Annotated in this window: 25 protein-coding genes; 12 read left to right on the plus strand and 13 right to left on the minus strand. The window is 71.7% G+C overall.

The window, feature by feature from the left end; genetic code table 11:
- Position 1: 1 nt before the first annotated feature.
- Positions 2 to 829 (plus strand): serine hydrolase, encoded by an 828-nt coding sequence (locus AB4030_RS19440; RefSeq protein ID WP_442280859.1) that lies wholly within the window; start codon positions 2 to 4, stop codon positions 827 to 829.
- A gap of 8 nt (positions 830 to 837) precedes the next feature.
- On the opposite strand, the gene AB4030_RS19445 is transcribed toward AB4030_RS19440, so the two are convergent.
- Both AB4030_RS19445 and AB4030_RS19450 read right to left on the minus strand, forming a co-directional pair.
- Positions 838 to 2,064, minus strand: a complete 1,227-nt coding sequence (locus AB4030_RS19445) for a sensor histidine kinase (protein ID WP_442280860.1) — start codon at positions 2,062 to 2,064, stop codon at positions 838 to 840.
- A gap of 10 nt (positions 2,065 to 2,074) precedes the next feature.
- Positions 2,075 to 2,749 carry a response regulator transcription factor gene (locus AB4030_RS19450; RefSeq protein WP_442280861.1) on the minus strand — a complete coding sequence of 225 codons (675 nt, stop codon included), beginning with the start codon at positions 2,747 to 2,749 and terminating at the stop codon, positions 2,075 to 2,077.
- A gap of 61 nt (positions 2,750 to 2,810) precedes the next feature.
- On the opposite strand from AB4030_RS19450, the gene AB4030_RS19455 reads away from it, so the two are divergent.
- From AB4030_RS19455 to AB4030_RS19465, 3 genes are all read left to right on the plus strand, one after another.
- Complete coding sequence (locus tag AB4030_RS19455) at positions 2,811 to 4,277, plus strand: ferredoxin reductase family protein (protein ID WP_442280862.1); 1,467 nt, start codon at positions 2,811 to 2,813, stop codon at positions 4,275 to 4,277.
- Entirely contained in the window at positions 4,274 to 4,789 is a 516-nt protein-coding gene (locus AB4030_RS19460; protein WP_442280863.1) for an FMN-binding protein, read from the plus strand. The genes AB4030_RS19455 and AB4030_RS19460 overlap by 4 nt, the downstream gene beginning before the upstream one ends.
- Before the next feature lie 286 nt (positions 4,790 to 5,075).
- Positions 5,076 to 9,014: a S8 family serine peptidase gene (locus AB4030_RS19465; RefSeq protein ID WP_442280864.1), complete on the plus strand. Its 3,939-nt coding sequence runs from the start codon at positions 5,076 to 5,078 to the stop codon at positions 9,012 to 9,014.
- A 27-nt stretch (positions 9,015 to 9,041) separates the two neighbouring features.
- Here the strand turns inward: AB4030_RS19465 and AB4030_RS19470 are convergent, their stop codons facing one another.
- Together AB4030_RS19470 and AB4030_RS19475 are read right to left on the minus strand one after the other, a co-directional pair.
- Positions 9,042 to 9,713: a response regulator gene (locus AB4030_RS19470; protein ID WP_442280865.1), complete on the minus strand. Its 672-nt coding sequence runs from the start codon at positions 9,711 to 9,713 to the stop codon at positions 9,042 to 9,044.
- A complete protein-coding gene (locus tag AB4030_RS19475; RefSeq protein ID WP_442280866.1) occupies positions 9,713 to 11,440 on the minus strand; it encodes an ATP-binding protein in 1,728 nt (575 codons plus the stop codon). The genes AB4030_RS19470 and AB4030_RS19475 overlap by 1 nt, the downstream gene beginning before the upstream one ends.
- A gap of 83 nt (positions 11,441 to 11,523) precedes the next feature.
- On the opposite strand from AB4030_RS19475, the gene AB4030_RS19480 reads away from it, so the two are divergent.
- Genes AB4030_RS19480 through AB4030_RS19495 form a run of 4 tightly spaced genes read left to right on the plus strand, consistent with a single transcriptional unit; the run spans position 11,524 to position 15,045 of the window.
- Positions 11,524 to 12,558, plus strand: coding sequence for a Bug family tripartite tricarboxylate transporter substrate binding protein (locus AB4030_RS19480; RefSeq protein WP_442280867.1), 1,035 nt, complete (start codon positions 11,524 to 11,526; stop codon positions 12,556 to 12,558).
- Positions 12,559 to 12,560: 2 nt separating this feature from the next.
- Positions 12,561 to 13,106, plus strand: a complete 546-nt coding sequence (locus AB4030_RS19485; protein WP_442280868.1) for a tripartite tricarboxylate transporter TctB family protein — start codon at positions 12,561 to 12,563, stop codon at positions 13,104 to 13,106.
- A complete protein-coding gene (locus tag AB4030_RS19490) occupies positions 13,106 to 14,656 on the plus strand; it encodes a tripartite tricarboxylate transporter permease (RefSeq protein WP_442280869.1) in 1,551 nt (516 codons plus the stop codon). The genes AB4030_RS19485 and AB4030_RS19490 overlap by 1 nt, the downstream gene beginning before the upstream one ends.
- Positions 14,653 to 15,045 (plus strand): universal stress protein, encoded by a 393-nt coding sequence (locus AB4030_RS19495; RefSeq protein ID WP_442280870.1) that lies wholly within the window; start codon positions 14,653 to 14,655, stop codon positions 15,043 to 15,045. Before AB4030_RS19490 ends, AB4030_RS19495 begins: the two co-directional genes overlap by 4 nt.
- A gap of 97 nt (positions 15,046 to 15,142) precedes the next feature.
- Here AB4030_RS19495 and AB4030_RS19500 read toward each other — a convergent pair whose 3' ends face one another.
- The 4 genes from AB4030_RS19500 to nth form a co-directional block, all read right to left on the minus strand.
- Positions 15,143 to 15,943, minus strand: a complete 801-nt coding sequence (locus AB4030_RS19500; protein WP_442280871.1) for a GNAT family N-acetyltransferase — start codon at positions 15,941 to 15,943, stop codon at positions 15,143 to 15,145.
- Positions 15,944 to 16,127: 184 nt separating this feature from the next.
- Positions 16,128 to 17,330 (minus strand): MarP family serine protease, encoded by a 1,203-nt coding sequence (locus AB4030_RS19505; RefSeq protein WP_442280872.1) that lies wholly within the window; start codon positions 17,328 to 17,330, stop codon positions 16,128 to 16,130.
- Complete coding sequence (locus AB4030_RS19510) at positions 17,327 to 18,070, minus strand: NUDIX hydrolase (RefSeq protein WP_442280873.1); 744 nt, start codon at positions 18,068 to 18,070, stop codon at positions 17,327 to 17,329. The genes AB4030_RS19505 and AB4030_RS19510 overlap by 4 nt, the downstream gene beginning before the upstream one ends.
- Complete coding sequence (gene nth / locus AB4030_RS19515; protein ID WP_344255962.1) at positions 18,067 to 18,726, minus strand: endonuclease III; 660 nt, start codon at positions 18,724 to 18,726, stop codon at positions 18,067 to 18,069. The genes AB4030_RS19510 and nth overlap by 4 nt, the downstream gene beginning before the upstream one ends.
- Before the next feature lie 180 nt (positions 18,727 to 18,906).
- Between nth and gntA the strand changes: the two genes are divergently transcribed.
- The 3 genes from gntA (at position 18,907) to AB4030_RS19530 (ending at position 21,216) form a co-directional block, all read left to right on the plus strand.
- Complete coding sequence (gntA, locus tag AB4030_RS19520) at positions 18,907 to 19,803, plus strand: guanitoxin biosynthesis heme-dependent pre-guanitoxin N-hydroxylase GntA (RefSeq protein ID WP_442280874.1); 897 nt, start codon at positions 18,907 to 18,909, stop codon at positions 19,801 to 19,803.
- Between the two features lie 58 nt (positions 19,804 to 19,861).
- Positions 19,862 to 20,452 carry a DUF1989 domain-containing protein gene (locus AB4030_RS19525; protein WP_442280875.1) on the plus strand — a complete coding sequence of 197 codons (591 nt, stop codon included), beginning with the start codon at positions 19,862 to 19,864 and terminating at the stop codon, positions 20,450 to 20,452.
- Between the two features lie 86 nt (positions 20,453 to 20,538).
- The gene (locus AB4030_RS19530) at positions 20,539 to 21,216 is read left to right on the plus strand and encodes a Crp/Fnr family transcriptional regulator (protein WP_030203573.1); all 678 of its coding nucleotides are present in this window, start codon (positions 20,539 to 20,541) and stop codon (positions 21,214 to 21,216) included.
- Positions 21,217 to 21,273: 57 nt separating this feature from the next.
- Here the strand turns inward: AB4030_RS19530 and AB4030_RS19535 are convergent, their stop codons facing one another.
- Genes AB4030_RS19535 through AB4030_RS19555 form a run of 5 tightly spaced genes read right to left on the minus strand, consistent with a single transcriptional unit; the run spans position 21,274 to position 24,233 of the window.
- Positions 21,274 to 21,927 (minus strand): nucleoside/nucleotide kinase family protein, encoded by a 654-nt coding sequence (locus AB4030_RS19535; RefSeq protein WP_442280876.1) that lies wholly within the window; start codon positions 21,925 to 21,927, stop codon positions 21,274 to 21,276.
- Positions 21,924 to 22,721: an MBL fold metallo-hydrolase gene (locus AB4030_RS19540; protein WP_442280877.1), complete on the minus strand. Its 798-nt coding sequence runs from the start codon at positions 22,719 to 22,721 to the stop codon at positions 21,924 to 21,926. Before AB4030_RS19540 ends, AB4030_RS19535 begins: the two co-directional genes overlap by 4 nt.
- A 19-nt stretch (positions 22,722 to 22,740) precedes the next feature.
- A complete protein-coding gene (locus AB4030_RS19545) occupies positions 22,741 to 23,583 on the minus strand; it encodes an NUDIX hydrolase (protein ID WP_442280878.1) in 843 nt (280 codons plus the stop codon).
- 18 nt (positions 23,584 to 23,601) lie between these two features.
- Positions 23,602 to 24,066 (minus strand): RidA family protein, encoded by a 465-nt coding sequence (locus AB4030_RS19550; RefSeq protein ID WP_442280879.1) that lies wholly within the window; start codon positions 24,064 to 24,066, stop codon positions 23,602 to 23,604.
- Between the two features lie 11 nt (positions 24,067 to 24,077).
- Complete coding sequence (locus AB4030_RS19555) at positions 24,078 to 24,233, minus strand: DUF4177 domain-containing protein (protein WP_142179199.1); 156 nt, start codon at positions 24,231 to 24,233, stop codon at positions 24,078 to 24,080.
- 73 nt (positions 24,234 to 24,306) lie between these two features.
- Between AB4030_RS19555 and AB4030_RS19560 the strand changes: the two genes are divergently transcribed.
- On the plus strand, positions 24,307 to 25,077 hold the full coding sequence (locus AB4030_RS19560; protein ID WP_442280880.1) for an alpha/beta hydrolase family protein: 771 nt from the start codon (positions 24,307 to 24,309) through the stop codon (positions 25,075 to 25,077).
- Positions 25,078 to 25,146 lie beyond the last annotated feature (69 nt).

Below are 25,146 nucleotides of genomic sequence, written 5' to 3' on the forward strand. Positions count from 1 at the left end.
CATGGAGCTCGAGCTTCCCGACGCGGGTGGAGTCACGTGGGCCGTGTGTGTCCGTGACGGATCAGGTATGCCGTTGAGCGCGGTCGGCGCCGACGTGCCGTTGCGGACGGCGAGTGTCGGCAAAGTACTTCTCCTCGTGGAGACCGCCCGGCTCATCACGGCAGGCGAGCTCTCCCCCGACGAGCCGCTGACCCGGTCCGTGGACCTGTGGGTCGGCGACTCGGGCCTGTGGCACACGCTCTCTGTCGAAACGCTTCCTCTGATCGATGTCGCTGCCCTTGTCGGCGCTGTCTCAGACAACCTGGCGACAAACGTCCTGCTACGGCGGGTCGGGTTGGCCGAAGTCGCGGCTGGCGCCACGTCCCTCGGCCTGCGCGCCACCGCCCTTCACGACCGCGTCCGAGACGTTCGCGGCGACGACCATCCCGCCACACTGTCGACCGGAGCGGCGGGCGAGCTCAGCGAGCTCATGAGTCGGCTGGCCAGTGGCACGGCCGCCGGACCTGACGCGGATCGCCTTGTCCGGCAGTGGCTCTCGGCCAACGTCGACCAGTCCATGGTCGGATCCGCGCTCGTCGAGCAAGGCGGCCTCGATCCAATCGCCCACCACTCGTCACTCGACCTGCCGACGACGTTCTGGAACAAGACCGGAACCGACGATGGAGTACGCGCCGACGTCGGTGCCGTGACGGCTGGTGGCCGCACGGTCTCGTGGGCCGCCATCGCCAACTGGGATCCCTCGCCGGGCAGCACCCTCGACCACTTGACAGTCTGGGCCGTCCTGCGCGGCATGCGTCACATCGGCGAGCAGGTGCTCGCCACCCTCTGACCCGCCGGTCAGGCGTTGGCGGCCGGGATGAGCAGAGAGAAGGTTGCCCCGCCGCCCGGGGTTTCGGTCACCTCCAGACGGCCACCGTGCGAACGGACGATCTGGGTCACCAGGGCGAGGCCGAGACCGACGCGTCGACCGCCTGACGCGCCGTCGCCGCGCGAGAAGCGACGCGACAACCGCTCGACATCGGCCACTTCGACGCCGTCGCCGTGGTCGACGACGTCGACCCGCACCTGACCGTCCCCACCCGACGACCGAACCTCCACCCGGGACCCTCTGTCGGAGTGCGCGATCGCGTTATCGACGAGGGCAAGCACCGAGCGCCGGAGGCTGGGGCCGACCCCGTCGACCGTGCAAGCGCCGCCCCCACCCGTACCCTCGTCGACGAGGGTGACCCCCCGATCGGCGGCATACGGCGTCAACGACCGCACGACCTCCGAGGCCAGGTCGGCGAGGTCGACGCGCTCGGCCGGTTGCTCGGTGTGCTCGAGCTGGGCTGAGAGCAGGAGGTCCGAGACGACGTCGGCCATGGCCTGGGTGTCGTGGACGAGCTGGTCGACCTCGGCCAGACGCGTGCCGGCGGCTGGGTCGCGCGCGGCGTCGGCCGCGAGGTGCCGACGCAGCACCTGGGCCCGCGTGCTGATCACGGCGAGCGGTGTGCGCAGCTCGTGGGAGGCGTCCGCGACGAACTGGTGCTGCAGCTCCATCGCCTCTCCGAGCGGACGCACGGCTCGGCGCCCCGCGAGCAGACCTGTCAGCGCGGCGAGCAGCACGCCCAGACCGCCCGCGACCGCCGTCGACACGAGCAGCCGCTGCTCCTCGCCGGCGTGCAGGCGGATGTCGTAGACGGCGACGTAGCTGACGCCGTCGCGTCGGTCGACCCAAGCGGGCCACGAGCGCCCATCCGCCGTGAAGCTCGTCTGGCCCGAGACGTCCGGGCCGACCGCAGCCACCTGCGTCGCGAGGTCCGCCGGCATCGACGGGCTCTCCTCGTGACCGGACGCGGTCAGCTTGGCCAGCCAGGTGCCGGGCGGCGCGTCGACGACGTCGTCGGCCGTGCGCGCCGTCGTCTCCGTGCGTCCGCGGATCTCCGCGAGCTGCTGCCGGTCGAAGAGCACAGCTGCCCCGACGATGGCGAGCAGCACGACGAGAGCCGTGGTCGCGCCTACCCGCAGCGCGACCGACCGGGACGCCTGCTTCAGCGGATCAGGGTCCGCCCGGCGCCGCCTCATGACGCCGCACTCAAGACGACGCACCGAGCCGGTAGCCGACGCCGTGCACCGTGTCGATGACGGCTTTCCCCAGCTTGCGGCGCAGGTAGTAGACGTACGTGTCGACGGCCCCGAGCGTGTCGGCGTTGTCGAAGGCCAGCGTGAGCAGCTCGTCCCGGGTGAACACGCGCGTCGGCCGGCGCGCCAGCGTCTCGAGCAGCCGGGCCTCCCGGCCGGACAGCATCACCTCGCCGTCGCCACCGACGAGCCGCTGCTGGCCGACGACGAGCCGACGGTCCCCGACGACGAGCTCGCTGGCCCCGCCACCGACCGGGCGCAGCATCGCCCGCAGCCGGGCCAGCACCTCCTCGACGTCGAACGGCTTCACGACGTAGTCCTGCGCCCCGGCATCGAGCCCCTCCACCCGGTCCGCCACCGTGCCCCGCGCGGTCAGGAAGAGCACCGGCGCCGTGAGCCCCCGCGAGCGCAGCCGCGTCACGAGGTCGACCCCCTCGATGCCCGGCAGTCCCCGGTCGACGACGAGCACGTCCCACTCGTCGACCAGGCCACGGTGCAGCCCGGCCTGTCCGTCGCGAACGGCCGTGACGGCATACCCCTCCTCGTCGAGCAGCTCGGCGAGCAGCTGCGAGAGGTCCGGGTCGTCCTCGACGAGGAGCAGTCGCGGGCGCAGCGACGGAATGGTCATGGCTGCACCCTTTCTGCCGCGTCTCATAACTTTCTGAGATCGCCTGACGACGATCGTCAACGTGAGCACCACCATCGCACCACACCGCGGGACCCCGAGCCGGGTCCGTCGCGCCCTACGCGCCGGGGCGGACTTCCGCCGGTGGCAGGCCCGCACGGGCGACCTGCTCGAGACCCTGGCCATCGCCAGCCTGCTCGCGGTCGCGGCGCAGTTCCTGCTCGGCGGGGGCAGCCACGACCTCACCGCGGGCACGTCGAGCACCATGCTCATCGCCGTCGGGCGCCTCACCGGCCTCGTCGCCATGGACCTGCTCCTCATCCAGCTGCTCCTCGCCGCCCGCGTGCCGTGGATCGACCGCGTCTACGGGATGGACCGCGCGCTCAAGGCCCACCGCATCCTCGGCCGCGTCACCGTCCCTCTCGTGCTCGTCCACGTCGGCGCCATCGTCCTGGGCTACGCGGCGCGGGACGAGCTCCACGGCCCGTTCGCCCCCGTCATCGAGTCCTTCCGGCTGCTCACCGGCGGCAGCGACCTGCTCTTCGCCTTCGGCGCCACGACCCTGCTCGTGGTCATCGCCGTCACGTCGGTCAGCATCGCCCGCCGGCGCCTGTCCTACGAGTGGTGGCACCTCGTGCACCTCACGGCGTATGCCGCCGTCGTCCTCTCCGTGCCGCACGAGCTCTCGATGGGCTCGGACTTCACTGCGTCGCAGTGGGTCCGGACCTACTGGTGGACCCTCTTCGTCCTCGTCGCGGCCAGCGTCGTGTGGTGGCGCGTGCTCGTCCCGGTCGCCCGGAGCCTCCGCCACGGCCTGCGCGTCACCGACGTCGTCGAGGAGGCCCCCGGCGTGTGGTCGGTCCGCATGGAGGGGCGTCACCTCGACCGCCTCCCGGTCCGCGCGGGCCAGTACCTCAACTGGCGCTTCGTCAGCCCCCGCCTGCTCGCGACCGCCCACCCGTGGTCGATCTCGAGCGCCCCCGACGGGCGGCACCTGCGGATCACGGTCCGCGAGCTCGGCGACCACTCGAGCCGCCTGGCCCACCTGCGCCCCGGCACGCGCGTCCTCTTCGAGGGCCCCTACGGCGCCTTCACCGCCCGCCAGCGCGTCCGCCGCCGGGTCCTGCTCCTCGCCGCCGGCATCGGCGTCACCCCGGTCCGCTCGATCCTCGAGGAGCTCGTCCGCCACGGCCACGCCGGCCCCGGCGACGTCACCGTCGTCTACCGCGCCAACGACGAGTCACAACTCGCCCTGCGCGACGAGCTCGAGCACCTGACCGCCGTCGGCGGCCACCGACTGCTCCTGCTCGTCGGGCCGCCCGTCGCCGGCTCGTGGCTGCCGCCCGACCACTCGCGCCGAGGGGGCACCCCCGTCCCCGACGCCGAACGGCTCGCCGAGCTCGTCCCCGAGCTGCGCCGCCACGAGGCCTACCTCTGCGGACCCGGCGGCTGGATGAACCTCGTCCACCGCAGCCTCCTGGAGGGCGGCATCCGCAAGGCCCACATCCACGACGAGAGGTTCTCCTGGTGAGAAAGGGAACGACCGTCCTCGTCGGCCTGGCCGGCATCGTCACGCTGGGTGCGTCCTGGGCCAGCGGCCTGACGCCGAAGCACGCCACCGCCACCGGCGTCCACGTCGTCTCGTCCGCCAAGGCCGGGACGCCCGTCGCCGCCGCACCGCCGCGACCCGCGAGCGGTGTCACCAGTTCGAGCGGCTCGCGGGCATCCGGGACGCCGTCCAAGGCCGCGGCCCCGGCCCCGCGCTCCGGCACCGTCGACGGCGCCGTCGTCGACACCCAGTACGGCTCGGTCCAGGTGCGGGTCAGCTTCACCGGCAAGAAGATCACCGACGTCCACGCCCTCCAGCTGACCGACAGCTCGGGCACGTCCGTGTCGATCAGCGCCGGCGCCGCCCCGATCCTGCGCCAGGAGGCGCTGGACAAGCAGTCCGCGCAGATCGACGTCGTCAGCGGCGCGACCTACACGAGCGAGGCCTACCAGCAAAGCCTCCAGGCGGCGATCGACGCCGCCCACCTGGGCTGACGCCGCCCTCCACGAACGCGGTTCGTCGACCTACCCCTGGGGTCGGCAGACCGCCGCGGCCCGCCGATCTCCTCCCTGTGGTCGGCGGGCCGCATCTTTCGTCCTCGCGTGGGCTCGGTCTCGAGTGCACGTTCCGAGGGTGCGACGCTGGTTCGCCCACTGTCTGGGAGTTCCCTGCGAATAGGAACAACTCGGGCATAACACGCACATCGCCCTGCCATGATTCGCTCGCACCCATCCAGCTGGACGGTGCGCTCGCACACCTCTTCACCACAGGGAACCGTCCATGCCCTCTCGCCGCCTCTCCTCGGCGGCCCTGGCGCTGGCGCTCATCACGCCCGTCTCGGCCATGTCAGCGTCCGCCTCGGCGGCCTCCCCGTCGCCTTCGTCGAAGGGCAGGGTCTCAGCCGCGAAGCACCTGCCGCGGCCGACCCGGCACCAGGCGCACACCCAGGCTCACGCACCACACACGGTGCTCGTGAAGTTCCGGACCTCCGCCCCGAAGGCCAGACGCGACAACGCCGTCACCTCCCACGGCGGCCGGGTTGCGCAGACACTTCCCGGCACCGGCTTCGTCAAGGTCACGACGAGCGGGAGCGCCGAGGACCTCGCGAAGCGCCTGAAGGCCGACCCCGCGGTGGCTGCGGTGACCCTCGACTACGTGCGGAAGGCCTCGGCCACCCCGAACGACCCTTTCTACGTCTACCAGCACTACCTCGACACGGTGCGCGTGCCGACCGCCTGGGACCGGTCGAAGGGATCGCCGGCTGAGGTCGTCGCGGTCATCGACACCGGCGTGAACGGCACGCACCCCGACCTCCTCGGGCGCACCGTCGCCGGGTACAACGCCATCACCAAGGCCGGCATCGCCGCCGGTGCCGCGAGCGACGACAACGGCCACGGCTCGATGGTCTCCGGCATCATCGCCGCCGGAACCGGCAACGGCGAGGGCATCGCCGGGGTGGCCTGGAACGCCGAGGTCATGCCCGTCAAGGTCCTCGACTCGAACGGCGAGGGCGCCGACTCCGACGTCGTCGACGGCATCAACTGGGCCGTCTCCCACGGCGCGAAGATCCTGAACCTCTCCCTGGGCGGCGATGCCGACAGCCCTCTCCTGCACGACGCCGTGAACAACGCCGTGGCCCAGGGCGCAGTCGTCGTGGTGGCTGCCGGCAACTCGGGTGACGACGTGCCGCAGTACCCGGCCGCCTACCCCGTGGCCGTGGCCGTCGCGGCGACGGACACCGATGGAGCGCTCACCCAATTCAGCAGCTACGGCTCCTGGGTCGACCTCGCCGCCCCCGGCTTCGGCATCCTCTCGACGGAGATCGCGGACTCCTCCGGCAACGACAACTACGCCTACGGCGACGGCACGTCCTTCTCCGCGCCGATCGTCTCGGGCGTGGTCGCGCTCCTGCGCGCCCAGACGCCCACGTTGACCCCTGCGCAGGTCCTCGCGCGCCTCAGGTCCACCGCCCGTGATGCCGGCCCGCGCGGCATCGACCCCTACTACGGTGCCGGCATCGTCGACGCCACCAACGCCGTGGGCGGCGGCTGGGCGCCGAGCTTCGGCCTGCCCGGCCTCGGCGCCGACGAACCCAACGACGTCCCGAGCCGGGCGACGCCGCTCACCGGCACCACGACAGGGACCCTCGGCGTCGAGGGCGACGCGGACTGGTACCGCGTCGACACGACGACGACCCAGTCGCTCTCGGTGACCGTGACCCCTCCAGCCTGGGACACGAACGTCGCGCAGAACTCAGACCCGGTGGTCTCGGTCTACGACTCGAACCTTCGGCCCCTGGCCGTGACCGACCACCACGGAATCGGCGATCCCGAGCTCGTCGGGTGGACTGCCGCTCCCGGCACCTCGTACGTCAAGGTCCAGAACGTCAACGGCGCACGCGACCCGCGTCCCTACACCGTGTCACTCGCCAGGCACCCGGGCGCGCTCCTCGACTCCCCGTCGTGGCTCGAACAAGCGACACCGATGGCGGGTTCCACTGCCGTCGCTGACGTCACCGGCGACGGCCGCGCCGACGTCGTCACCATCCTCGGCGAGTACAGCGACCCTGTCACCCCCAGGGGGATCATCGTCTACGCGCAGACAGCGGCCGGCCAGCTCGACGAGGGCACCTTCTACCCGACGGCGAACGACTCGCCGGTGATGCGGCTCTCCTTGGGCGACGTCGACGGCGACGGGGCGGCAGAGGTGCTGGCCGGCACGTACGACGGTGTGCAGGTCTTCCATCGGCTGCCGGACGGGACGCTCGCGGCGCCGCAGTACCTCAGCGGCATCTCGGGGTCACAGGTGCAGGAGATCGCGACGGGTGACCTCGACGGCGACGGGCACCCCGACGTCGCGGTCACCCTCAACGGCTCGCCCTACATCCGGATCCACCAGGCGGACGGCTCGTACGCCACGGCCGTGCACTTCCGGATCTCGATGTCCGACCTGTCCATCGCCGACCTCGACGGTGACGGCCGGCCGGATGTCCTGGGAACCAGCGGTGCTGGTGTGGTCGTCCTGCACAACGATCCCACCGGCTGGCGCATCACCACGCACCCGGTCAGCTCGAGCCTGCCCGCCGGCTCGGGGGTGGGCGCCGCGCGCAACGTCGACGTCAACCGCGACGGACGCCCCGACGTGGTGGCGCTCGTGCGCAGCAACGACGGTCCGCCGATGCTCGCGACGTACCTGCAGGCAGCCGACGGCACCCTGCAGGCGCCGACCACCACCCCGGTGCCGAGCCACAGCGAAACCCTCGCGGTCGCGGACGTCAACGGCGACGGGATCCCGGACCTCGTCACGTCGGGGACGGGCTACCCCGCGATGGTCTCGGTCCTCCCGGGCCTCGCAGGCGGCGGCTTCGGCGAGCCAGCGTCCACGGGCCTGGGCGAATCCCTGTTTCCCACGCGCCAGGGCGAGCTCTCCATCGGAGACCTCGACGGCGACGGGCACCCCGACGTGGCCCTCATGACGCGGACCGGCGTCGCAGTGCTCCGCAACGCGACCACGGCCACTCCGCCCGGGCCGGACGGCTTGTGGGTGCAGGGCTCCACCCCCTCCGACGTCGCGACGGGCGTCGCAACGGCGGCGGCACCGACCGTCACCTTCGCCCGTGACGTCAGCGCCTCGACGGTGACCGCCTCGACCATCAGCCTGGTCGACGGCCGGACGGGATCGGACGTGCCGGCTTCGGTCACCTACGACGCCGCCACTCGCACCGCGACGGTCACGCCCACGTCACCGCTCGAGAACGCCGCGCCCTACCGCCTGACGGTCTCCGGCGTGACCGACACGTCCGGCGCGACGATGGGCACGGCATACTCCTCCACCTTCCAGACCGTGGACCCCGCTCCCTCGGCGGTCGGCTCGTTCACGGCCACCGGCGCCGTGCGGGCTGCGACGCTGACGTGGAAGGCCACGGGGTCACCCGACGCGAACCGCTACCTCGTCCGGATGGCTGCGGGCACGACGCCTCCCGCCAGCATCACGAGCGGCACCGACGTCTACTCCGGCTCCGGCACGAGCGTCACGGTCCCGTACCTACCCCAGGGCAGCACCTACAGCTTCAGGATCTGGGCCCAGGACCGCTCGGGCACGCTCGGCCCAGCCTCCTCGCGCACGCTCGTGGGGACCGCCCCGACGATGTCGGCCACCGTCACGTCGCTGACCTACGGCGGCGCGGTGACCCTGAGCAGCAGGCTGACGCGTCGGGACACCGGCGCCGCCCTCGCCGGGGTCCCCGTCCAGCTCCACTGGCGCAAGGTCGGCACCACGACGTGGTACCTCCTGACGACGCCCACGACGAGCTCCACCGGCACCGTGTCCTTCGTCAGCCGGCCGGGGGCCTCGCTCGACTACCAGTGGGTCTACCGCGGTTCGGGCAGCTTCGTCGGCTCGAGCAGCCCCGCGGCGCGCGTGGGGGTCCGGACCACGGTCACCGGCGCCGTCAGCCGGAGCTCGCTGGCGCTGGGCGGCTCGTTCACGATCTCCGGGTCGGTCGCGCCGGCGCACGCCGGCCAGACCGTCTACCTCCAGCGGTATGCCGGCAACGGCGCCTGGACGAACGTGGCCAGCCGGACGCTGAGCTCGACGAGCGCCTACGCGTTCGCGTTCAGGCCGGGATGGCGCGGCACCTTCACCTATCGGATGTACAAGCCGGCCGACGTGGACCACCTGGCCTCCTACAGCCCCAACCGTGTCGTCAAGGTCTACTGACCAATGGCGCGGGAGTCTGGTCGTGGCTCAGAGCCAGCGGTAGCGGCGCTCGGGTCGGCCCGTGGAGCCGTAGCGGAGCGTCACCTCCGCCTGCCCGAATGAGACGAAGTGCTCGAGGTAGCGCCGCGCACTGACTCGCGAGATCCCCACGACCTCAGCGCATTCCGTCGCCGACAGCGTCTCTCGTGACTCTCGCAGCGCCCGCTCGACCGACTCCGCAGTCTCCGCGCTGAGCCCCTTCGGCAGCACCGCGAGGGGCCCCCGCCCGACCGGCTGCGACGTGAACGCCGCGTCGATCTCGGCCTGCGTGAGGTCGTCGCCGAGGTCGCGGGCCCGCTCGGCGGCATACGTCAGCAGGCGCTGTTCGAGGTCGGTGAAGGCGAACGGTTTGAGGAGGTAGCCGACGACACCCTGCCTCACAGCGCCGCGCACGGCGTCGGCCTCCTTCGCCGCGGTGATGACGAGGACGTCGCACGTCTCGCCCGCTGCCCGCAGCTGCGCCACGACGTCGAGCCCGAACGCATCGGGCAGGTAGAGGTCGAGCAGCACGAGGTCGGGCTGCAGCGAGGCGACGAGGGCGAGCGCCTCGTCGCCGGTGCGTGCCGTGCCGACGACCTCGAAGCCGTCGACGCGCTCGACGAAACCCCGGTGGATCCGCGCGACCATGAAGTCGTCGTCGACGACAAGCACCCGAGTCATCACTTCTCCTCGCTGGTCAGGGGCACGAGCACGGGAACGGCCTCGACGGAGAGGCGGGCGACGAACTTCGCCCCCGTCGGGGTGCTCTCGACCTCGACCTCGCCGCCCCGACGTTGACAGATCAGGCGCGTCAGCGCCAGCCCGATGCCGCGCTCCCCCGCCCGGGCCGCCTTCGTCGTGTAGCCGTGGGTGAAGACCTCGGTCACGACCTCGGGCGCGATGCCCGGACCCGAGTCGACGACGCTCACCTCCAGCGAGCTGGCGTCCTGCCGGATCGTCAGCTCGACCCACTTGTCGTCGCCCTCGGACGATGCCGCCGCGTCGATGGCGTTGTCGACGAGGTTGCCGACCACCGCCGCCACGTCGGCCGAGTCACGCGGACCGATGCGCCCGAGCGAGGTGTCGTCCGAGACGCGCAGCTCGACGCGACGCTCGGTGGCCTGCGCAGCCTTGGCCATGACGAGCGCCGTCACGGCCGTGTCGCGGACCCGACGCGACACGGTGAGGTCGAGCTGGGCGCGGTGCTCGCTCACCGAGTCGACGTAACCCACGACCTCGTCGTACTCCCCGAGCTGGATGAGCCCCGAGATCGTGTGGAGCTGGTTGGCGAACTCGTGGGCCTGCGCCCGCAGCAGCTCCGTCGTGCTGCGGAACGAGCCGATCTCGCGCTCGAGGTCGGCGAGCTCGGTCCGGTCACGCAAGGTCGTCACCGACCCGAGCGGCCGACCGTCCTTGGTGACCTCCATGCGGTTCATGACGAGCACCCGTCCCCGGCGCAGCACCACCTGGTCGCGCGACGTGCCGGCCTCGCTCGCACCGTCACCGGCCTCGTTCTCGTCCGTGACGCCCCGCAGCACGTCCCGCAGCCGCGGCCCGATCGGCAGGTCGTCCAGGCGCATCCCCACCGCGTGCTCCGGGAGGTCCAGCAGATGATGGGCGACGTTGTTGACCAACGTGATCCGCTCGTTCGTGTCGAGCGCCACCACCCCCTCCGCCAGGCCGAAAAGCATCGCCTCACGACTCTCCGCGAGCCCGGTGATCTCCGCCGGCTCGAGCCCGAGCGTCTGCCGCTTGATCCGCCGCGCGAGCAGCCACGACCCGACGCCGCCGAGCACCAGGGCGATGCCGAGGTAGGTCGGCAGGTACGACGAGTTGCCCTGCAGACGGTCCCAGGCAGACGGCATACGCACGGCGACCATGACGGTTCCGAGCTGGGCGCCGACGGGCAGCGGCGCCGACTCCGACGAGCTCGTCGGCGTGTAGAGCAGCGGGCTCTGCGCGACGAGCATCCGCTCCCCGCGGACGTCCATGACCCCGGTCCAGCTCGCCCCCTCACCGACGGCCGGCGCGCCGAGTGGGATGCGGGTCTTGTCGATCGTCGGGTCCGACGACACCCGCGCGACCTCGTCGGCGTCCGCGATCGTCACCGAGGTCACGTCGTACTGCGTCACGACCGACTGCACCACGGCCGGCAGGACGTTGACGACACCGCCCGGCCCCATCTCGGTGCGCACGATCGGGGTGCTCGCGAGCTGCTCCGCGATCGCCGAGACCCGACGGCCCTCGGTGCGGGTGAACGTCGCGTCCGACTGCGCCAGTGAGACGAGCGCGACCGTCACGAGGACACCGAGGAGGATGACCATCTGCACGACGAGCAGCTGCCCGGCGAGGGAGAGGCGACCGAAGCGGCCCGGTCTCTGCGTGACCAAAACGAACTCAACCTTCATTGCTGACACAAGGGCGACACGGCGTCGTGGCGCAGGCCACGATCATGCCGTTCCAGCCACAGAACGCGAAAGAGACCTCAACGATGAGCACTCGCACTCCCGCCCGCAGGTCCGTCCTGCTCGGCGTCACCGTCGGCGTCACGGCCCTGGCCCTCTCGGCCTGCGGCGCGACCGCGAAGAAGGACGACACCGCTGCCGGAGCCTCCGGCGCCGCCGGCGGCTCCCCCGCCAGCAACCTGCAGATCATGGTCCCCAACGCCCCCGGCGGCGGCTACGACACGACCGCGCGCACCGCGGCGAAGGTCATGGAGGCCGCCAAGATCACGAGCGCGATCCAGGTCTTCAACCTCCCCGGTGCCGGTGGCACCGTCGGCCTGCAGCGCACCGTCAACGAGAAGGGCAACGGCAAGCTCGCCATGCAGATGGGCCTCGGCGTCGTCGGCGCCGCCTACACGCAGAAGAGCAACGCGACGCTGAACGACACCACCCCGATCGCCAAGCTCATCGAGGAGGCCGGCGCGATCGTCGTGCCCAAGGACTCGCCCTACCAGGACGTCAAGGCGCTCGTCGCCGCGTGGAAGGCCGACCCCAAGAAGGTCAACGTCGGCGGCGGCTCGTCGCCCGGCGGTCCCGACCACCTTCTCCCGATGCAACTGGCCAAGGCGGTCGGCATCGACCCCAAGACCGTCAGCTACATCGGCTTCGACGGCGGCGGTGAGCTCCTCCCGGCCCTCATCGGCGACAAGATCTCCTTCGGTGCCAGCGGATTCGGCGAGTTCCTCGACCAGGTCAAGGCCGGGCAGGTCAAGGTCCTCGCGGTGACGAGCGACAAGCGCATCGCCGCCCTGCCGAACGTGCCGACCCTCAAGGAGTCCGGCATCGACCTCGTCTTCACCAACTGGCGCGGCATCGTGGCCCCTCCCGGCATCTCCGAGGCCGACAAGGCCACGTGGATCGACGCGTTGACGAAGATGCATGCCTCGCAGGGCTGGAAGGACGAGATGACCAAGCGCGGCTGGACCGACGCCTTCGTCACCGGCCCGGAGTTCGGCACGTTCCTCAAGGAGCAGGACGCATCGGTCGCCGAGATCCTCACCACCCTCGGGCTCGCGAGCTGACGATGTCCGACACGACGTCCGACTCGCTGCCCGACGCCACTCGCGACGGAGTCACGACGAAGACCGGCAGGGACCGCGCACAGTACGGCCTGTGCGCGGCCCTCGCCGTCCTCGGCGTCCTCCTGCTCGCCGACGCCGCCCGCATCGGGCACGCGACGAGCAGCAACGACCCCGTGGGCCCCCGTCCCGTGCCGATCATCCTCGGCCTCCTCCTGCTCGTGACCGCCGTGCTGTATGCCGTCGACGTCTTCCGCGGCGGCGTCGGCAGTGCCGAGGAGGGCGAGGACGTCGACCTCTCGACCGGCTCCGACTGGAAGACGCTCGGCCTGCTCGCCGCCTTCTTCATCCTCAACGCCGTGCTCATCGAGCCGCTCGGCTGGGTCATCAGCGGCACGATCCTCTTCGCCGGCTCGGCCTTCGCCCTGGGCAACCGCCACCACGTGCGCGGCCTGCTCATCGGCCTGGGCCTCGCGCTCGCCACCTTCTACGCCTTCGCCATCGGGCTCGACGTCAACCTGCCCGCCGGCGTGCTGCAAGGAATTCTCTGATGGACAACTTCGCCAACCTCATCGACGGGTTCGGCCACGTCCTGACCCCGATGAACCTGCTCTTCGCCCTCATCGGCGTCACGATCGGCACCGCCGTCGGCGTCCTCCCGGGCATCGGCCCCGCCATGACCGTCGCGCTGCTGCTGCCCGTCACCTACGGCCTCGAGCCCACCCAGGCGCTCATCATGTTCGCCGGCATCTTCTACGGCGGCATGTACGGCGGCTCGACGACCTCGATCCTGCTCAACACCCCGGGCGAGTCCTCCTCGGTCGTCACGGCCATCGAGGGCAACAAGATGGCCAAGGCCGGCCGGGCCGCGCAGGCCCTCGCCACCGCCGCCATCGGCTCGTTCATCGCCGGCACCATCGGCACGCTGCTGCTCGCCCTGCTCATGCCGCAGGTCGTGAAGTTCGCGGTCAGCCTCGGGGCGCCGGAGTACTTCGCGATCATGCTGCTCGCCTTCGTCGGCGCCAGCGCCGTGCTCGGCAGCTCCCGCATCCGCGGCTTCGCGGCCCTGCTCATCGGTCTCTCGATCGGCGTCATCGGCATCGACAAGGTCACCGGACAGCAGCGCATGACCTTCGGCGTCGCCCAGCTCGCCGACGGCATCGACGTCGTCGTCGTCGCTGTCGGCATCTTCGCCGTCGGCGAGGCGCTCTGGGTGGCGGCCCACCTGCGGCGCAAGGCCGCCGGCGTCATCCCTGTCGGTCGGCCGTGGATGGGCCGCGACGACTGGGGCCGGTCATGGAGGCCGTGGCTGCGCGGCACCGCCTTCGGCTTCCCCTTCGGCGCGCTGCCTGCGGGCGGCGCCGAGATCCCGACGTTCCTGTCCTACATGACCGAGCGCAAGCTCTCGAAGCGTCCCGAGGAGTTCGGCAAGGGCGCCATCGAGGGCGTCGCCGGGCCGGAGGCCGCCAACAACGCCTCTGCTGCAGGCACCCTCGTGCCGATGCTGGCGCTGGGCCTGCCGACCAACGCGACCGCGGCCATCATGCTCGCGGCCCTGCAGGGCTGGGGCCTCGAGCCCGGACCGTTGCTCATGGAGAAGCAGCCGGTCCTCGTCTGGACGCTGATCGCGAGCCTCTTCGTCGGCAACACGATGCTGCTCCTGCTCAACCTGCCGCTCGCGCCCGCCTGGGCCAAGCTGCTCCAGATCCCGCGCCCCTACCTCTACGCCGGCATCCTCTTCTTCGCCTCGATGGGGGCGTATGCCGTCAACGCCCAGCCGTTCGACCTCTTCCTCCTCCTGGGGCTGGGGCTCGTCGGATTCGCGCTGCGCCGGTTCGGGCTCCCCGTCCTGCCGCTCATCATCGGCGTCATCCTCGGGCCGCTGGCCGAGCTCCAGGGCCRCCGGTCGCTCCAGCTCTCGGGCGGCGACATCAGCGGGCTCGTCGGTGGTCCGGTGGCCTGGGTCTGCTTCGCGATCATCGCGATCGTGCTCCTGTGGCCGCTCGTCGCCAAGCTGCGAGGCCGCGGTCGCGACCACGACGGCGGGCCGGGCTCCGGCACGACGGCAGCCGTCCCTACCGCTGCGGAGGTGACGGCATGAGCATCCTCGTCGGCTACATCCCCACCCCGCAGGGCGAGGCGGCCCTCGCGGCCGCGATCGCCGAGGCCAAGGCGCACGACGAGTCGATCCTGGTCCTCAACATGTCGCGCGACGACAAGCTCGTCGACGCGCACCGCGCGGCAAGCTCGGACCTCGACCGGCTCGACGCCGACCTCGCCGAGTCCGGCGTGTCGCACGAGGTGCGGCGCATCGAGCACGGCACCGACCCCGCCGACCAGATCCTCCAGGTCATCGACAGCGAGAACCCCCGGATGCTCGTCATCGGCGTCCGGCACCGCAGCGTCGTCGGCAAGCTGCTCCTCGGCTCGACCGCGCAGCGGCTGCTCCTCGACGCCACCTGCCCGGTCCTCGCCGTCAAGGCGGACTGAGGCACACGGCATTCCGGCGCTGAGCGCCGGCTCCAGCCACCACCGTCGAGTGCCCACTTCCCCCGCGTGGGGACGTGGGTACTCGACGCCTCGGGAATCAGGCCGGAGGCCGCGAGACGCCGACGTGGCGGGCCACCTCGGCGAAGCCGGCCCGGTGGTAGAGCCCGATCGCCGGCCCTCCGTCCTCGGCGACGATGACGAGCTGCCCGACCGCCGGGTCCTCGAATGCCCACTCCCCCGCGGCCCGGACGAGCGCGCCGGCGAGCCCGCGCCGCCGGTGGCTCTCGAGCGTCACGACCTCCTGGTAGCGGGCCAGGTCGCCGAGCCGCACGATCCCGAGCCGGGCCACGAGCCGGTCACCGTCGAACGCCCCGAACCACCGCGCCCGCCCCGAGTCGACGAGCCCGCGCTGGGCCGTCACGCGACGCCGCTCGAAGACGAGGCGCCCCTCGCGCTGCGCCTCCGAGGTGTCGCGGGCACCGACCTGCGCCGACTGCTCCCAGTCGTCGTCCGTGGCGAGCGCCCGGAGCTTGGAGCCGGCGCTCAGCGCCGGAATGCCGTCGGGCGCGTCGGCGGCCGTCGGCACCGCCGTCGTGGCGAGGTCGACATCGCTCTCGACCTCCCAGCCGCGCGCAGCCCAGGCGTCGGTGTCGCCGCCGTCCTGGGCGAAGCCGACAGCGCGGTGCTGCGCGTCGGGGAACTCCTCCTCGAAGCGCGCGACCCACCGGTCGACCTCTGCTGAGCGCGCCTCGCCGAGGACGAGCACGAAGTTGCCCCACCAGAAGGTCGGGTTGGCCTCGGTCCGCACGACGAGGTGGTCACCGTGGTCGGTCACTGTCGATCCTTGAAGCCGGAGCAGCTCGAGGTCGGTGACGAGGCCGGGGCTGTCGAGACGCATCTCCTGATCATGACGCACCCCCAACCCCAACCGTCGAGAGGCCACGTTGTGCCGCCTGCCCCACGTCGAGAGGCCACGGACACCCGACCACCTCTGGCCTCTCGACGGTGTCACCCCGACAACATGTGGCCTCTCGACGGTTCAGGTCGGGTGGGGTTGGCGTCGCGTGGTGGGCGCAGGCAGGTCAGCCGGAGACGCAGGCGCCGGTGGCGACCGGGGCCCCGGCCGACGTGCCCTCGTCGAGGACCGGCTTGGCCTCGGCGAGCGTCAGGGCGTAGCCCGTCGCGTTGTCCTCGAGGGACTTGGCGAAGATGACGCCGACGACCCTGCCGTTGGTGTCGAGGAGCGGGCCACCGGAGTTGCCGGGTTGCACGACCGCCGCGAGCGAGTAGATCTCGCGCACGACACGCTCGCGGCCGTAGATGTCGAGCCCGCGGGCGTCGAGCTTGGCGCGCACCCGGGCCGAGACGACGTGATAGGGACCGTCGAGCGGGTAGCCCGGGACGGCCGCGGAGTCGCCGCGCTGGAGCTCGCCGCCGAGCTGGAGCGGAGGTAGCGGGAGCCCCGGCACACTGAGCACCGCGAGGTCGCGCCGCGGGTCGAAGACCACCACCCGGGCGCGGAGCGTCTCGTCGCCGCCCTGCACGCGCACCTCGTCGGCGCCCGCGACGACGTGGGCGTTGGTGACGATGAGTCCCGGGGACAGCACCCAGCCGGTGCCCTCCTGTCCGCGCTGGCAGGACTGGGACTGGGTCGTCACCTTGACGACCGAACGACCTGCCGTGCGGATCGCCTGCGACCGCGCGACCGCCGCGTCGGGAGCCGGGACCGGCGTGATGGGCTCGGGCGCGAGGCCGCCGAACACCTGGGGGAAGCCCTGGCTCGACAGGAAGCCGCGGAAGCCAGCGAAGACCTGACCGGTCTCCTCGGGGACGACCGAGTTGACGACCTGGAGCACCCTCGACTCGGCCATGGCCTTCGACAGAGCGGGGTTGCCGGCCGTGCGCAGCGCCCCGCCGAGGAACCAGATGATGAGGCTCGCCGCGAGCGTCACGACGACCGCACCGAGCACCGAGTCGACGCGACGCAGCGACGTCTGGCCCACGCGCTGCCTGATGCGACCCCCGACGAGACCGCCGAGGAACTGACCGAGCCAGCCGAAGGCGACGACGCCGAGCAGGAGCACGATCACCCGGGTGCGGTCGTTGTCGGCAACGGACGGCCAGTGGGCGAGCACCTCGGGCAGCCGCCACACCGCGATCATGGCGAAGGCGAAGAAGCCGACGAGCGAGAAGACGCTGTGGATGAGCCCCTGCCGGTACCCCGAGAACGCGTAGGCGAGCAGGAGCAGGACGAGGGCGACGTCGAGGAGGACGCTGCCGCTCACGGGCGCCTCCCCGCGAGGTAGCGATCCGGCAGCGGTCGCAGGACGTCGGCGTCCCACGGCTGCGCGAGGCCGCCGAGCTCGAGCACGCTGCTGATGAGCCCGGCCGTGAAACCCCAGAGGAGCAGGTGGTCGAGGTCGAAGCCCGGCCCGACGTAGCCCGAGGGGTGCGTCACGGAGAAGCGCGTCGCCGGGTCGACGAGGTGTGACACCGGCACGGCGAGCACGTCGTGCACCTCGGCAGGGTCACGCACCCCGATGGGTGAGGGCTGCGCCCACCACCCGAGCACCGGCGCCACGACGAACTGCGCCGGCGCGAGGAAGAGCGAGGGCAGCTGCGCCACGACCTCGACGCCCGCCGGATCGACGCCCGTCTCCTCCTCGGCCTCGCGCAGGGCCGTCGCGACGAGGTCGTCGTCCTCGGGGTCGCGCGAGCCGCCGGGAAAGGCGATCTGGGCCGGCTGGGTGCGCATCGTGTGCGAGCGCTCGATGAGGACGACGTGCTCACCGTCGTCGTCGGCGCCCGCGGGCGGTGGCCCGAAGAGGATGAGCACCGCCGACTCCCGGCCGCCCTCCTCCGGGGGCAGGAAGCGTGAGAACCACTCTGGGGCAAGGCCTTCGAGCCGCACGGCGACGTCGTCCATCCACGCGGGGCGCGCGACCGTCCCCGCCCGGAGCGTCGGGGAGGGCTCGATGGAACCGGACCTGCCGGCATACGCGATCCGGCTGACCACGTCGGTCACTTCGGCGCCAGCTCGTACTTCAGGAGCTTCGCCGCCTTGTCCGGGTCGGTCTCGCCGGCACCGTAGCTCGGGCACCAGCGCGCGACCGGGCACGCCCCGCACGCCGGCTTCTTCGCGTGGCAGGTGCGGCGGCCGTGGAAGATCACGACGTGGCTGAGCATGGTCCAGTCCTTGCGCATGAACAGCCGGCCGACCTCGTGCTCGACCTTGACCGGGTCCTCCTCCTCGGTCCAGCCGAAGCGGCGGGCGAGGCGACCGAAGTGCGTGTCGACCGTGATGCCGGGGATGTCGAAGGCGTTGCCCAGCACGACGTTCGCCGTCTTGCGGCCGACCCCGGGCAGCGTCACGAGGTCCTTCAGGCGCGGGGGCACCTCGCCGTCAAAACGTTCGACGAGCGCGATGCCGAGCTTGATGAGCGAGTCGGTCTTGGCGCGGTAGAAGCCGGTGGGCTGGATGATCGTCTCGAGCTCGGTGCGGTCGGCGTTCGCGTAGTCCGCGGCCGTCGGGTACTTCGCGAAGACGATCGGTGTCACCTTGTTGACCCCGACGTCCGTCGTCTGCGCCGAGAGGATCGTCGCGACGAGCAGCTCGAGCGGCGTCGAGAAGTCGAGCTCGCAGTGCGCGTACGGGTAGCGCTCGTGGAGGGAGCGGTACATCTTGCGGGCGCGGCGCGTGCGCGAGACCGGGGTCTCGTCGTCGACCACGAGGGCTCGGGAGGACACGGACGACACTGTATGCCGCCCGGCTGGGTCCCGAGCTCCGCGTCCCCTTGTACAAGGTTTCGCGTGAGGGAAACCCCGGGTGGGTACGTCTTGCGTGCACGAGAGGAGTCCGACATGTCAACGGATACGCGCACGCAAGCACCGACGCCGACGGAAACCGTCCGGCTGCACGTGCCGGACGACCAGCACCACAGGCTCGAGACGACCCTCGACCTGCTCGCCGACATGGACCTGGCGCACGCGCCCGAGGCCGACGTCGTCCGGTCCCTGGAGCTCATGGTGACGCACGCCGAGTTCCCTTGCCTGGGCGCCAAGTCCGTCTTCCGGCGCGGGAACCTGGCCCACGTCGTCCTCGACGACATGGCCAGCCCCGACGTCCCCGCGCAGCTCCTCGAGCGGTTGCGCGCCTTCGCGTCCGCCATCGAGGGCGAGGGCGGCTTCCACTCCTTCATCGCGACCTTCCGCGGACCCCTGCCGAGCAGCGAGGCCGACTTCGAGGCCTCACTCTTCGGGCTGCTCCAACGTCTGCACGACGCCGACGACGAGTCGTGGGCGCCCGGGGTGGGCTCTGACCCCAACGACCCCCACTTCGCCTTCAGCGCCGGCGGAAGCGCGTACTTCATCGTCGGTCTGCACCCGGCTGCGTCGCGCGTGGCGCGCCGGGCACCGCTGCCGACCCTCGTCTTCAACCCGCACGCCCAGTTCGAGGAGCTTCGCGCCGAGGGCCGCTTCGACGGCATGCGCACCACGATCCGGCGGCGGGACGAGGACCTCCAGGGCTTCATCAACCCGATGGTCGCCGACCACGGCGACAGCACCGAGGCGCTGCAGTACTCCGGGCGTCACCACGCGAGCGGCTGGGAGCCGCCGCTCGAGGTGAACGCGGCCGCCGGCATCGCCCTCGACGAGCCCCTCGACGCCCACACCTTCGATCACACCGGCACACCTTCCGACACTCACCAGGGGAACAGGCATGACGATCTCTCAGGACGCACGACCCGGCAGGACTGACCGTCACTTCGGACCGGGCGGGCCGGTGGTCCAGCCACCCGGCGGCTACCGTGACGGGATGACCCTGACGCGGCTCGCCCCCCAGACCGGCACGGCCTTCCTCCTGCGTGCCGGGCAGCGCCTCACGGTCGTGGACCCGACAGGCGAGCAGGTCAGCGACTTCTTCGCCGTCATGGACGACGACCGTGACGAGTGGCTGAGCTCGGGACGCACCATCGACTACGCCAACTCGACCGCCGTGACGACCGGCAGCGTGCTCTACAGCAACCGCAGCCGGCCGATGGCCACCGTCGTCGAGGACACCTGCGGGCACCACGACCTGCTCCTCACGCCGTGCTCGCAGCAGACGTTCGACCTGCTCTACCCGGAGTTCGAGGGGGCCTACCACCCGAGCTGCTTCGAGAACCTGGCGACGAACATGGCGAGCTTCGGGGTCGACCCCGACCGGATCTCGACGACGCTCAACATCTTCATGAACGTGTGGGCCGAGCGGAACGGCGAGCTGCACATCGACCCGCCGACCTCGCGGGCCGGGGACCGCTTCGTCCTGCGGGCCGAGGCCGACCTCGTCGTCGGCCTGACCGCCTGCTCGGCGGAGAAGTCGAACAACGGCGTGTGCAAGCCGATCGACTTCAGCATCGACGACTGACCGCGCGGGGCGCGCGCGTTCGACCCGCAGCGCGAGTTGCCCATGGTGGCGGGGTGACCGCGCGGACGACGTGGCACACTGACCCCGTGGATCTCGACGTGGTGAGGCGCGCCCCCCTGTTCAAGGCTCTGGACGACGAGGCGGCCTCCGCGCTGCAGTCGGAGATGAGCCGGTCGCACATGGAGCGCGGCGACGTGCTGTTCCACGAGGGCGACCGGGGTGACACGCTCTACGTCATCGCCGAGGGCAAGATCAAGCTCGGCCGCACGAGCCCCGACGGCCGCGAGAACCTCGTCGCCATCCTCGGCCCCGGCGAGATGTTCGGCGAGCTCAGCCTCTTCGACCCGGGCCCGCGCACGATGACGGCCACCGCCGTCGCCGAGACGCAGCTGCTCGGTCTCGGCAACGAGTCCCTGACGGCGATCCTCACCGGGCGCCCCGAGGTGTCCAAGACCCTGCTCGCTGCGCTCGCCCAGCGCCTGCGCCGCACCAACGCCCACCTCGCCGACCTCGTCTTCACCGACGTCCCCGGTCGCGTGGCCAAGGCGCTGCTCGACCTGTCCGAACGTTTCGGGCGTCCGGTCGAGGGCGGCATCATGGTCTCCCACGACCTCACCCAGGAGGAGCTCGCGCAGCTCGTCGGCGCCTCCCGCGAGACGGTCAACAAGGCACTCGCCGACTTCGCCACGCGCGGCTGGCTGCGGCTCGAGGCGCGCGCGGTACTGCTTCAGGACGTCGAGCGGCTCAAGCGCCGCGCTCGCTGAGGACGGCGAGTTCGACCCAGCAGCACGGTCGCTCGAGGTTGCCCAGCAGCACGGTGCTCAGCGCTCGAGCACCCAGCCGTCCGGGCCGTTGACGACGATCCGGTCGGCACGATCCGCTGCGGCAGCGACGAGGACCGCGTTGGCCTCGTCGCTCTGATCGACCCACGCCGCGGCCAGCGCCTGTTCCTTGCCGAAGGTCACGTGCCGCTCGACGAGGCGCGACCGGCGCACGTCGTCGTCCCCCGAGACGAACCAGACCTCGGCGAGCTGCTCGCGCGCCCGCTCCCAGCGGGCCTCGGGAAGCAGCAGGTAGTTGCCCTCCGTGACGACGAGTCGGGCAGACGGCGGCACGACAACCGCCGCGGCAAGGGGCTGCTCGAGGGTGCGGTCGAAGCCGGGCGCGTAGACCCACGAGTCGGGTTCGTCGACGATGCGCCGGAGCAGGTGCGCATAGCCATCGGCGTCGAACGTGTCCGGAGCGCCCTTGCGCGAGCGCGACCCGAGCCGGTCGAGCTGCACGTCGGCGAGGTGGAAGCCGTCCATCGGCACGTGCGCGACCCAGCCCGCCCCCTTCCGAGCGGCGACGGCCCCGACGAGCGCGTCGGCCAGGGTCGACTTGCCCGCGCCCGGCGCCCCCGCGATGCCGAGGACGACTCGGCGCCGGTCACCGACGAGCGTCACGGCCGCGTCCGCGAGCTGCCCGATGCTCATCCGTGCTCGCGGAGGTACTCCAGCTGGGCCTGGACCGACAGCTCGGCCGCCGGCCAGACGCTCCGTGGCACGTCGGCGTACACCTGCTCGACGACGTCGTATGCCGTCTGCGCACCTCGGGCGACCGCGCCTCGCACCTGGTCCAGCCGTTCCGCGCGGTGCCGCAGGTAGAAGGCGACGGTCGCGGCGGCATCGGCGACGAACGGCCCGTGGCCCGGGAGCAGGCTCGTGACGGCCCCGGACCGGGTCAGGGCCTCGATGCGGTCGAGCGAGATGAGGTAGGACTCGAGGCTGCCGTCGGGCCACGCGACGACGGTCGTGCCGCGACCGAGGACCGTGTCGCCGGTGAGCAACGTGTTGTCCGCCGGCAGGACGAAGGAGAAGGAGTCGCTCGTGTGACCGGGCGTCGGGGTGGCGAGGATCTCGAGGCCGCCGACCGTGATGGTCTCGCCGGCGCGCAGGTCGTCGTGGCCGCGGCCGAACGCCCGGACCGGCGCACCGGTCAGCTGGTGGAAGCGGTCAGCGCTCTCGGCGTGGTCGTCGTGGCCGTGGGTGAGCAGGGTGAGGGCGACGCGACGACCGGACTCCTCGACGCGGCGCAGCACTACCTGGAGGTGGCTCTCGTCGAGCGGGCCCGGGTCGACGACGACGACCTCGTCGGACCCTGGCTCGGCGAGCAGCCACGTGTTGGTGCCGTCGAGGGTCATCGGCGAGGGGTTGGGGCACAGCACGCACTCGGCACGCACGGTCGCCGCGCCGCCATGCCAGGCAGGATCCGCCGCTCCGCCCTTCACCGACGCCCCACCCCGCACCTCATCGTTCGACGATCTCCATGGCGGCCCCGTCGGGGCCGTCGACGACCTCGGGCATGATGAGCGGCAGCTCGTCGCTGTGCACGACGACCGCTGCAGCAGAAGGCGCGTCGCGGATCTCCTCCACGCAGATGACGGTCGGCGGGAGCATGAGGGCCGAGCCCGCGGCATACGCGCTCAGCAGCTCCGACGGGACGAACCAGTCGGCGTGGTCGGCCTCGGTGGTCTCCCCGTCGGCGACCTGGAAGGGAGGCATGAGCGCGGCGAAGAACCACGTGTCGTAGCGGCGCGGCTCGAAGACCGGTGTCAGCCAGTGCGCCTTGGCAACGATGAGATCGGACCGCAGGACGAGCCCCCGGTCGTGCAGGACGTCGGCGAGCGAGAGCCGGCGGTCGACGAGAGCGAGCCGGATGTCGCGCCACCCGGGGTCGTCGACCCGGGCCAGCGGCCCGCTCGCGGACGGGCTCGCGAGCAGCACGCCGCACTCCTCGAAGACCTCGCGGATCGCGGCAGCGACGTACATCTGCGCCTCCGCTGGCGAGCAGCCGAGCCGCACTGCCCACTCGGCCGGCGCCGGGCCGGCCCAGGGCAGGCCGGTCTCGCCGTCTCGCTCGTCGACGCCGCCACCGGGGAAGACCATCATGCTCGGCGCGAACTCCATCCCGGAGACGCGCCTGAGCATGAAGACCTCGGGCCCGGCGTCCCCGTCGCGCAGGAGCATCACGGTGCTCGCGCGGCGGGGTGGCGCCTCGTCCCAGCGCTCGCCGGCGAGCCAGCGGGAGGCCGCGTCGGAGATGCCCGGCGTGGTGGTCAACGAGAACCGTCGGTTCACGGTGCCGGTCATGCGCCGGTCACGCACCGATCATCGGGCGACGGAGACGATGACCTCGACCTCGACGGGTGCGTCCAACGGGAGCGCAGCGACGCCGACGGCCGAACGGGCGTGGATCCCCTTGTCACCAAAGGCTTTGACGAGCAGCTCGCTCGCGCCGTTGATGACCCCGGGCTGGCCGGTGAAGGCCGGGTCGGAGGCGACGAAACCGACGACCTTGACGACACGGGTCACCGCGTCGAGGTTACCGATCTCGGACTTGATGGCCGCGATGGCGTTGAGGGCACACGTGGCGGCGAGGGACTTGGCGGTCTCGGCGTCGACGTCGGCGCCGACCTTGCCGGTCGCGGCGAGGGAGCCGTCGACCATCGGCAGCTGGCCCGAGGTGAAGACGAGGTCGCCCTCACGGACGACGGGGACGTAGGCGGCGACGGGCGGCACGACCTCGGGTACGGTGAGGCCGAGCTCGGACAGGCGGTCTTCGACAGCGGACATGGAACGGCTCCTCAGGACTTCGGACGCTTGAAGTAGGCGACGAGGCTCGTGCCGTCGGGACCGTTGACGATCTGGACGAGCTCCCACCCGTCCGCCCCGAAGTTGTCGAGGATCTGCTTGGTGTTGTGGATCAGAAGCGGTGCGGTGAGGTACTCCCACTGGGTCATGGCCCTCACCCTACTCAGTGCGCTGACGGCTCTCGGCGGGTGCGTCGGCCGCACCGGTGACACCATGACGCCCATGAGCAGCCGCCCCGACCAGACGTCCCCCGCGCGGGCCACGACTCGCTCCTACGGCGATGACCCCGCGCAGGTCTACGACGTCATCCCGCCGTCCCCCGGCGCCCCCGCCGCTGCCGGCACGGTGGTCGTCGTCCACGGCGGCTTCTGGCGTCAGCAGTACGACCGGGAACACGCACGCCCCGAGGCCCAGGCGTTCGCGGCGGTCGGCTACCACGTCGTGCTCGCGGAGTACCGCCGAGTCGGTATGCCGGGTGGCGGCGTCCCCGGCACCCTCGACGACGTGCGCGACCTCCTCGCGTCGATCTCGTTGCAGGCCGACCTGCCCAAGCCCCTCGTCCTCGTCGGTCACTCCGCCGGCGGACAGCTCGTCACCTGGGTGGCCGGGCAGTCGTGGGCCCGCGAGCGCGGTGTCGCGGGTGTCGTGTCGCTGGCCGGGGTCGTCGACCTCGGAACCGCGGACCGGATGCACCTGGGCTCCGACGCGACGCGCGACTTCGTCGGGTCAGGGCCGGGCACCGAGGCCTGGCGGTCCGCAGACCCGATGTCGACGCTGCCGCCGAAGGTGCCGGTGCGGCTCGTCGACGGCGCTGACGACGACACCGTGCCGCCCGCGGTCGCCGACGCCTACGTGGCCACGGCGAAGGCGGCCGGCGGCGACGTGAGCGTGGACCTCGTCGAGGGCGCCGACCACTTCGCGGTCATCGATCCGACGACGCCCGCCTTCAGCCACGTCCTTGCCGCCGTCCACTCACTCACGTCAGCGCCCTGACGCCGGGCCGGTGGGCGAGCGCCGCCCGCAGCCCCCGTTCCGTACGTCAGTGCTGCGCCCCACGCAGCA

Origin of the sequence: Terrabacter sp. 2YAF2, assembly GCF_052114705.1 — a bacterium.
Classification (GTDB): Bacteria; Actinomycetota; Actinomycetes; order Actinomycetales; family Dermatophilaceae; genus Terrabacter.

What these genes read in the sequence shown, in the direction of transcription:
- AB4030_RS19440 (WP_442280859.1), top strand. Translation starts at nt 2, where the DNA reads ATGGAGCTCGAGCTTCCCGACGCGGGTGGAGTCACGTGGGCCGTGTGT.
- AB4030_RS19470 (WP_442280865.1), bottom strand. Translation starts at nt 9,713, where the DNA reads ATGACTCGGGTGCTTGTCGTCGACGACGACTTCATGGTCGCGCGGATC.
- AB4030_RS19495 (WP_442280870.1), top strand. Translation starts at nt 14,653, where the DNA reads ATGAGCATCCTCGTCGGCTACATCCCCACCCCGCAGGGCGAGGCGGCC.
- AB4030_RS19545 (WP_442280878.1), bottom strand. Translation starts at nt 23,583, where the DNA reads ATGACCGGCACCGTGAACCGACGGTTCTCGTTGACCACCACGCCGGGC.
- nth (WP_344255962.1), bottom strand. Translation starts at nt 18,726, where the DNA reads ATGTACCGCTCCCTCCACGAGCGCTACCCGTACGCGCACTGCGAGCTC.
- AB4030_RS19555 (WP_142179199.1), bottom strand. Translation starts at nt 24,233, where the DNA reads ATGACCCAGTGGGAGTACCTCACCGCACCGCTTCTGATCCACAACACC.
- AB4030_RS19480 (WP_442280867.1), top strand. Translation starts at nt 11,524, where the DNA reads ATGAGCACTCGCACTCCCGCCCGCAGGTCCGTCCTGCTCGGCGTCACC.
- AB4030_RS19500 (WP_442280871.1), bottom strand. Translation starts at nt 15,943, where the DNA reads ATGCGTCTCGACAGCCCCGGCCTCGTCACCGACCTCGAGCTGCTCCGG.
- AB4030_RS19535 (WP_442280876.1), bottom strand. Translation starts at nt 21,927, where the DNA reads ATGAGCATCGGGCAGCTCGCGGACGCGGCCGTGACGCTCGTCGGTGAC.
- AB4030_RS19525 (WP_442280875.1), top strand. Translation starts at nt 19,862, where the DNA reads ATGACCCTGACGCGGCTCGCCCCCCAGACCGGCACGGCCTTCCTCCTG.
- AB4030_RS19465 (WP_442280864.1), top strand. Translation starts at nt 5,076, where the DNA reads ATGCCCTCTCGCCGCCTCTCCTCGGCGGCCCTGGCGCTGGCGCTCATC.
- AB4030_RS19550 (WP_442280879.1), bottom strand. Translation starts at nt 24,066, where the DNA reads ATGTCCGCTGTCGAAGACCGCCTGTCCGAGCTCGGCCTCACCGTACCC.
- AB4030_RS19485 (WP_442280868.1), top strand. Translation starts at nt 12,561, where the DNA reads ATGTCCGACACGACGTCCGACTCGCTGCCCGACGCCACTCGCGACGGA.
- AB4030_RS19560 (WP_442280880.1), top strand. Translation starts at nt 24,307, where the DNA reads ATGAGCAGCCGCCCCGACCAGACGTCCCCCGCGCGGGCCACGACTCGC.
- AB4030_RS19450 (WP_442280861.1), bottom strand. Translation starts at nt 2,749, where the DNA reads ATGACCATTCCGTCGCTGCGCCCGCGACTGCTCCTCGTCGAGGACGAC.
- AB4030_RS19445 (WP_442280860.1), bottom strand. Translation starts at nt 2,064, where the DNA reads ATGAGGCGGCGCCGGGCGGACCCTGATCCGCTGAAGCAGGCGTCCCGG.
- gntA (WP_442280874.1), top strand. Translation starts at nt 18,907, where the DNA reads ATGTCAACGGATACGCGCACGCAAGCACCGACGCCGACGGAAACCGTC.
- AB4030_RS19475 (WP_442280866.1), bottom strand. Translation starts at nt 11,440, where the DNA reads ATGAAGGTTGAGTTCGTTTTGGTCACGCAGAGACCGGGCCGCTTCGGT.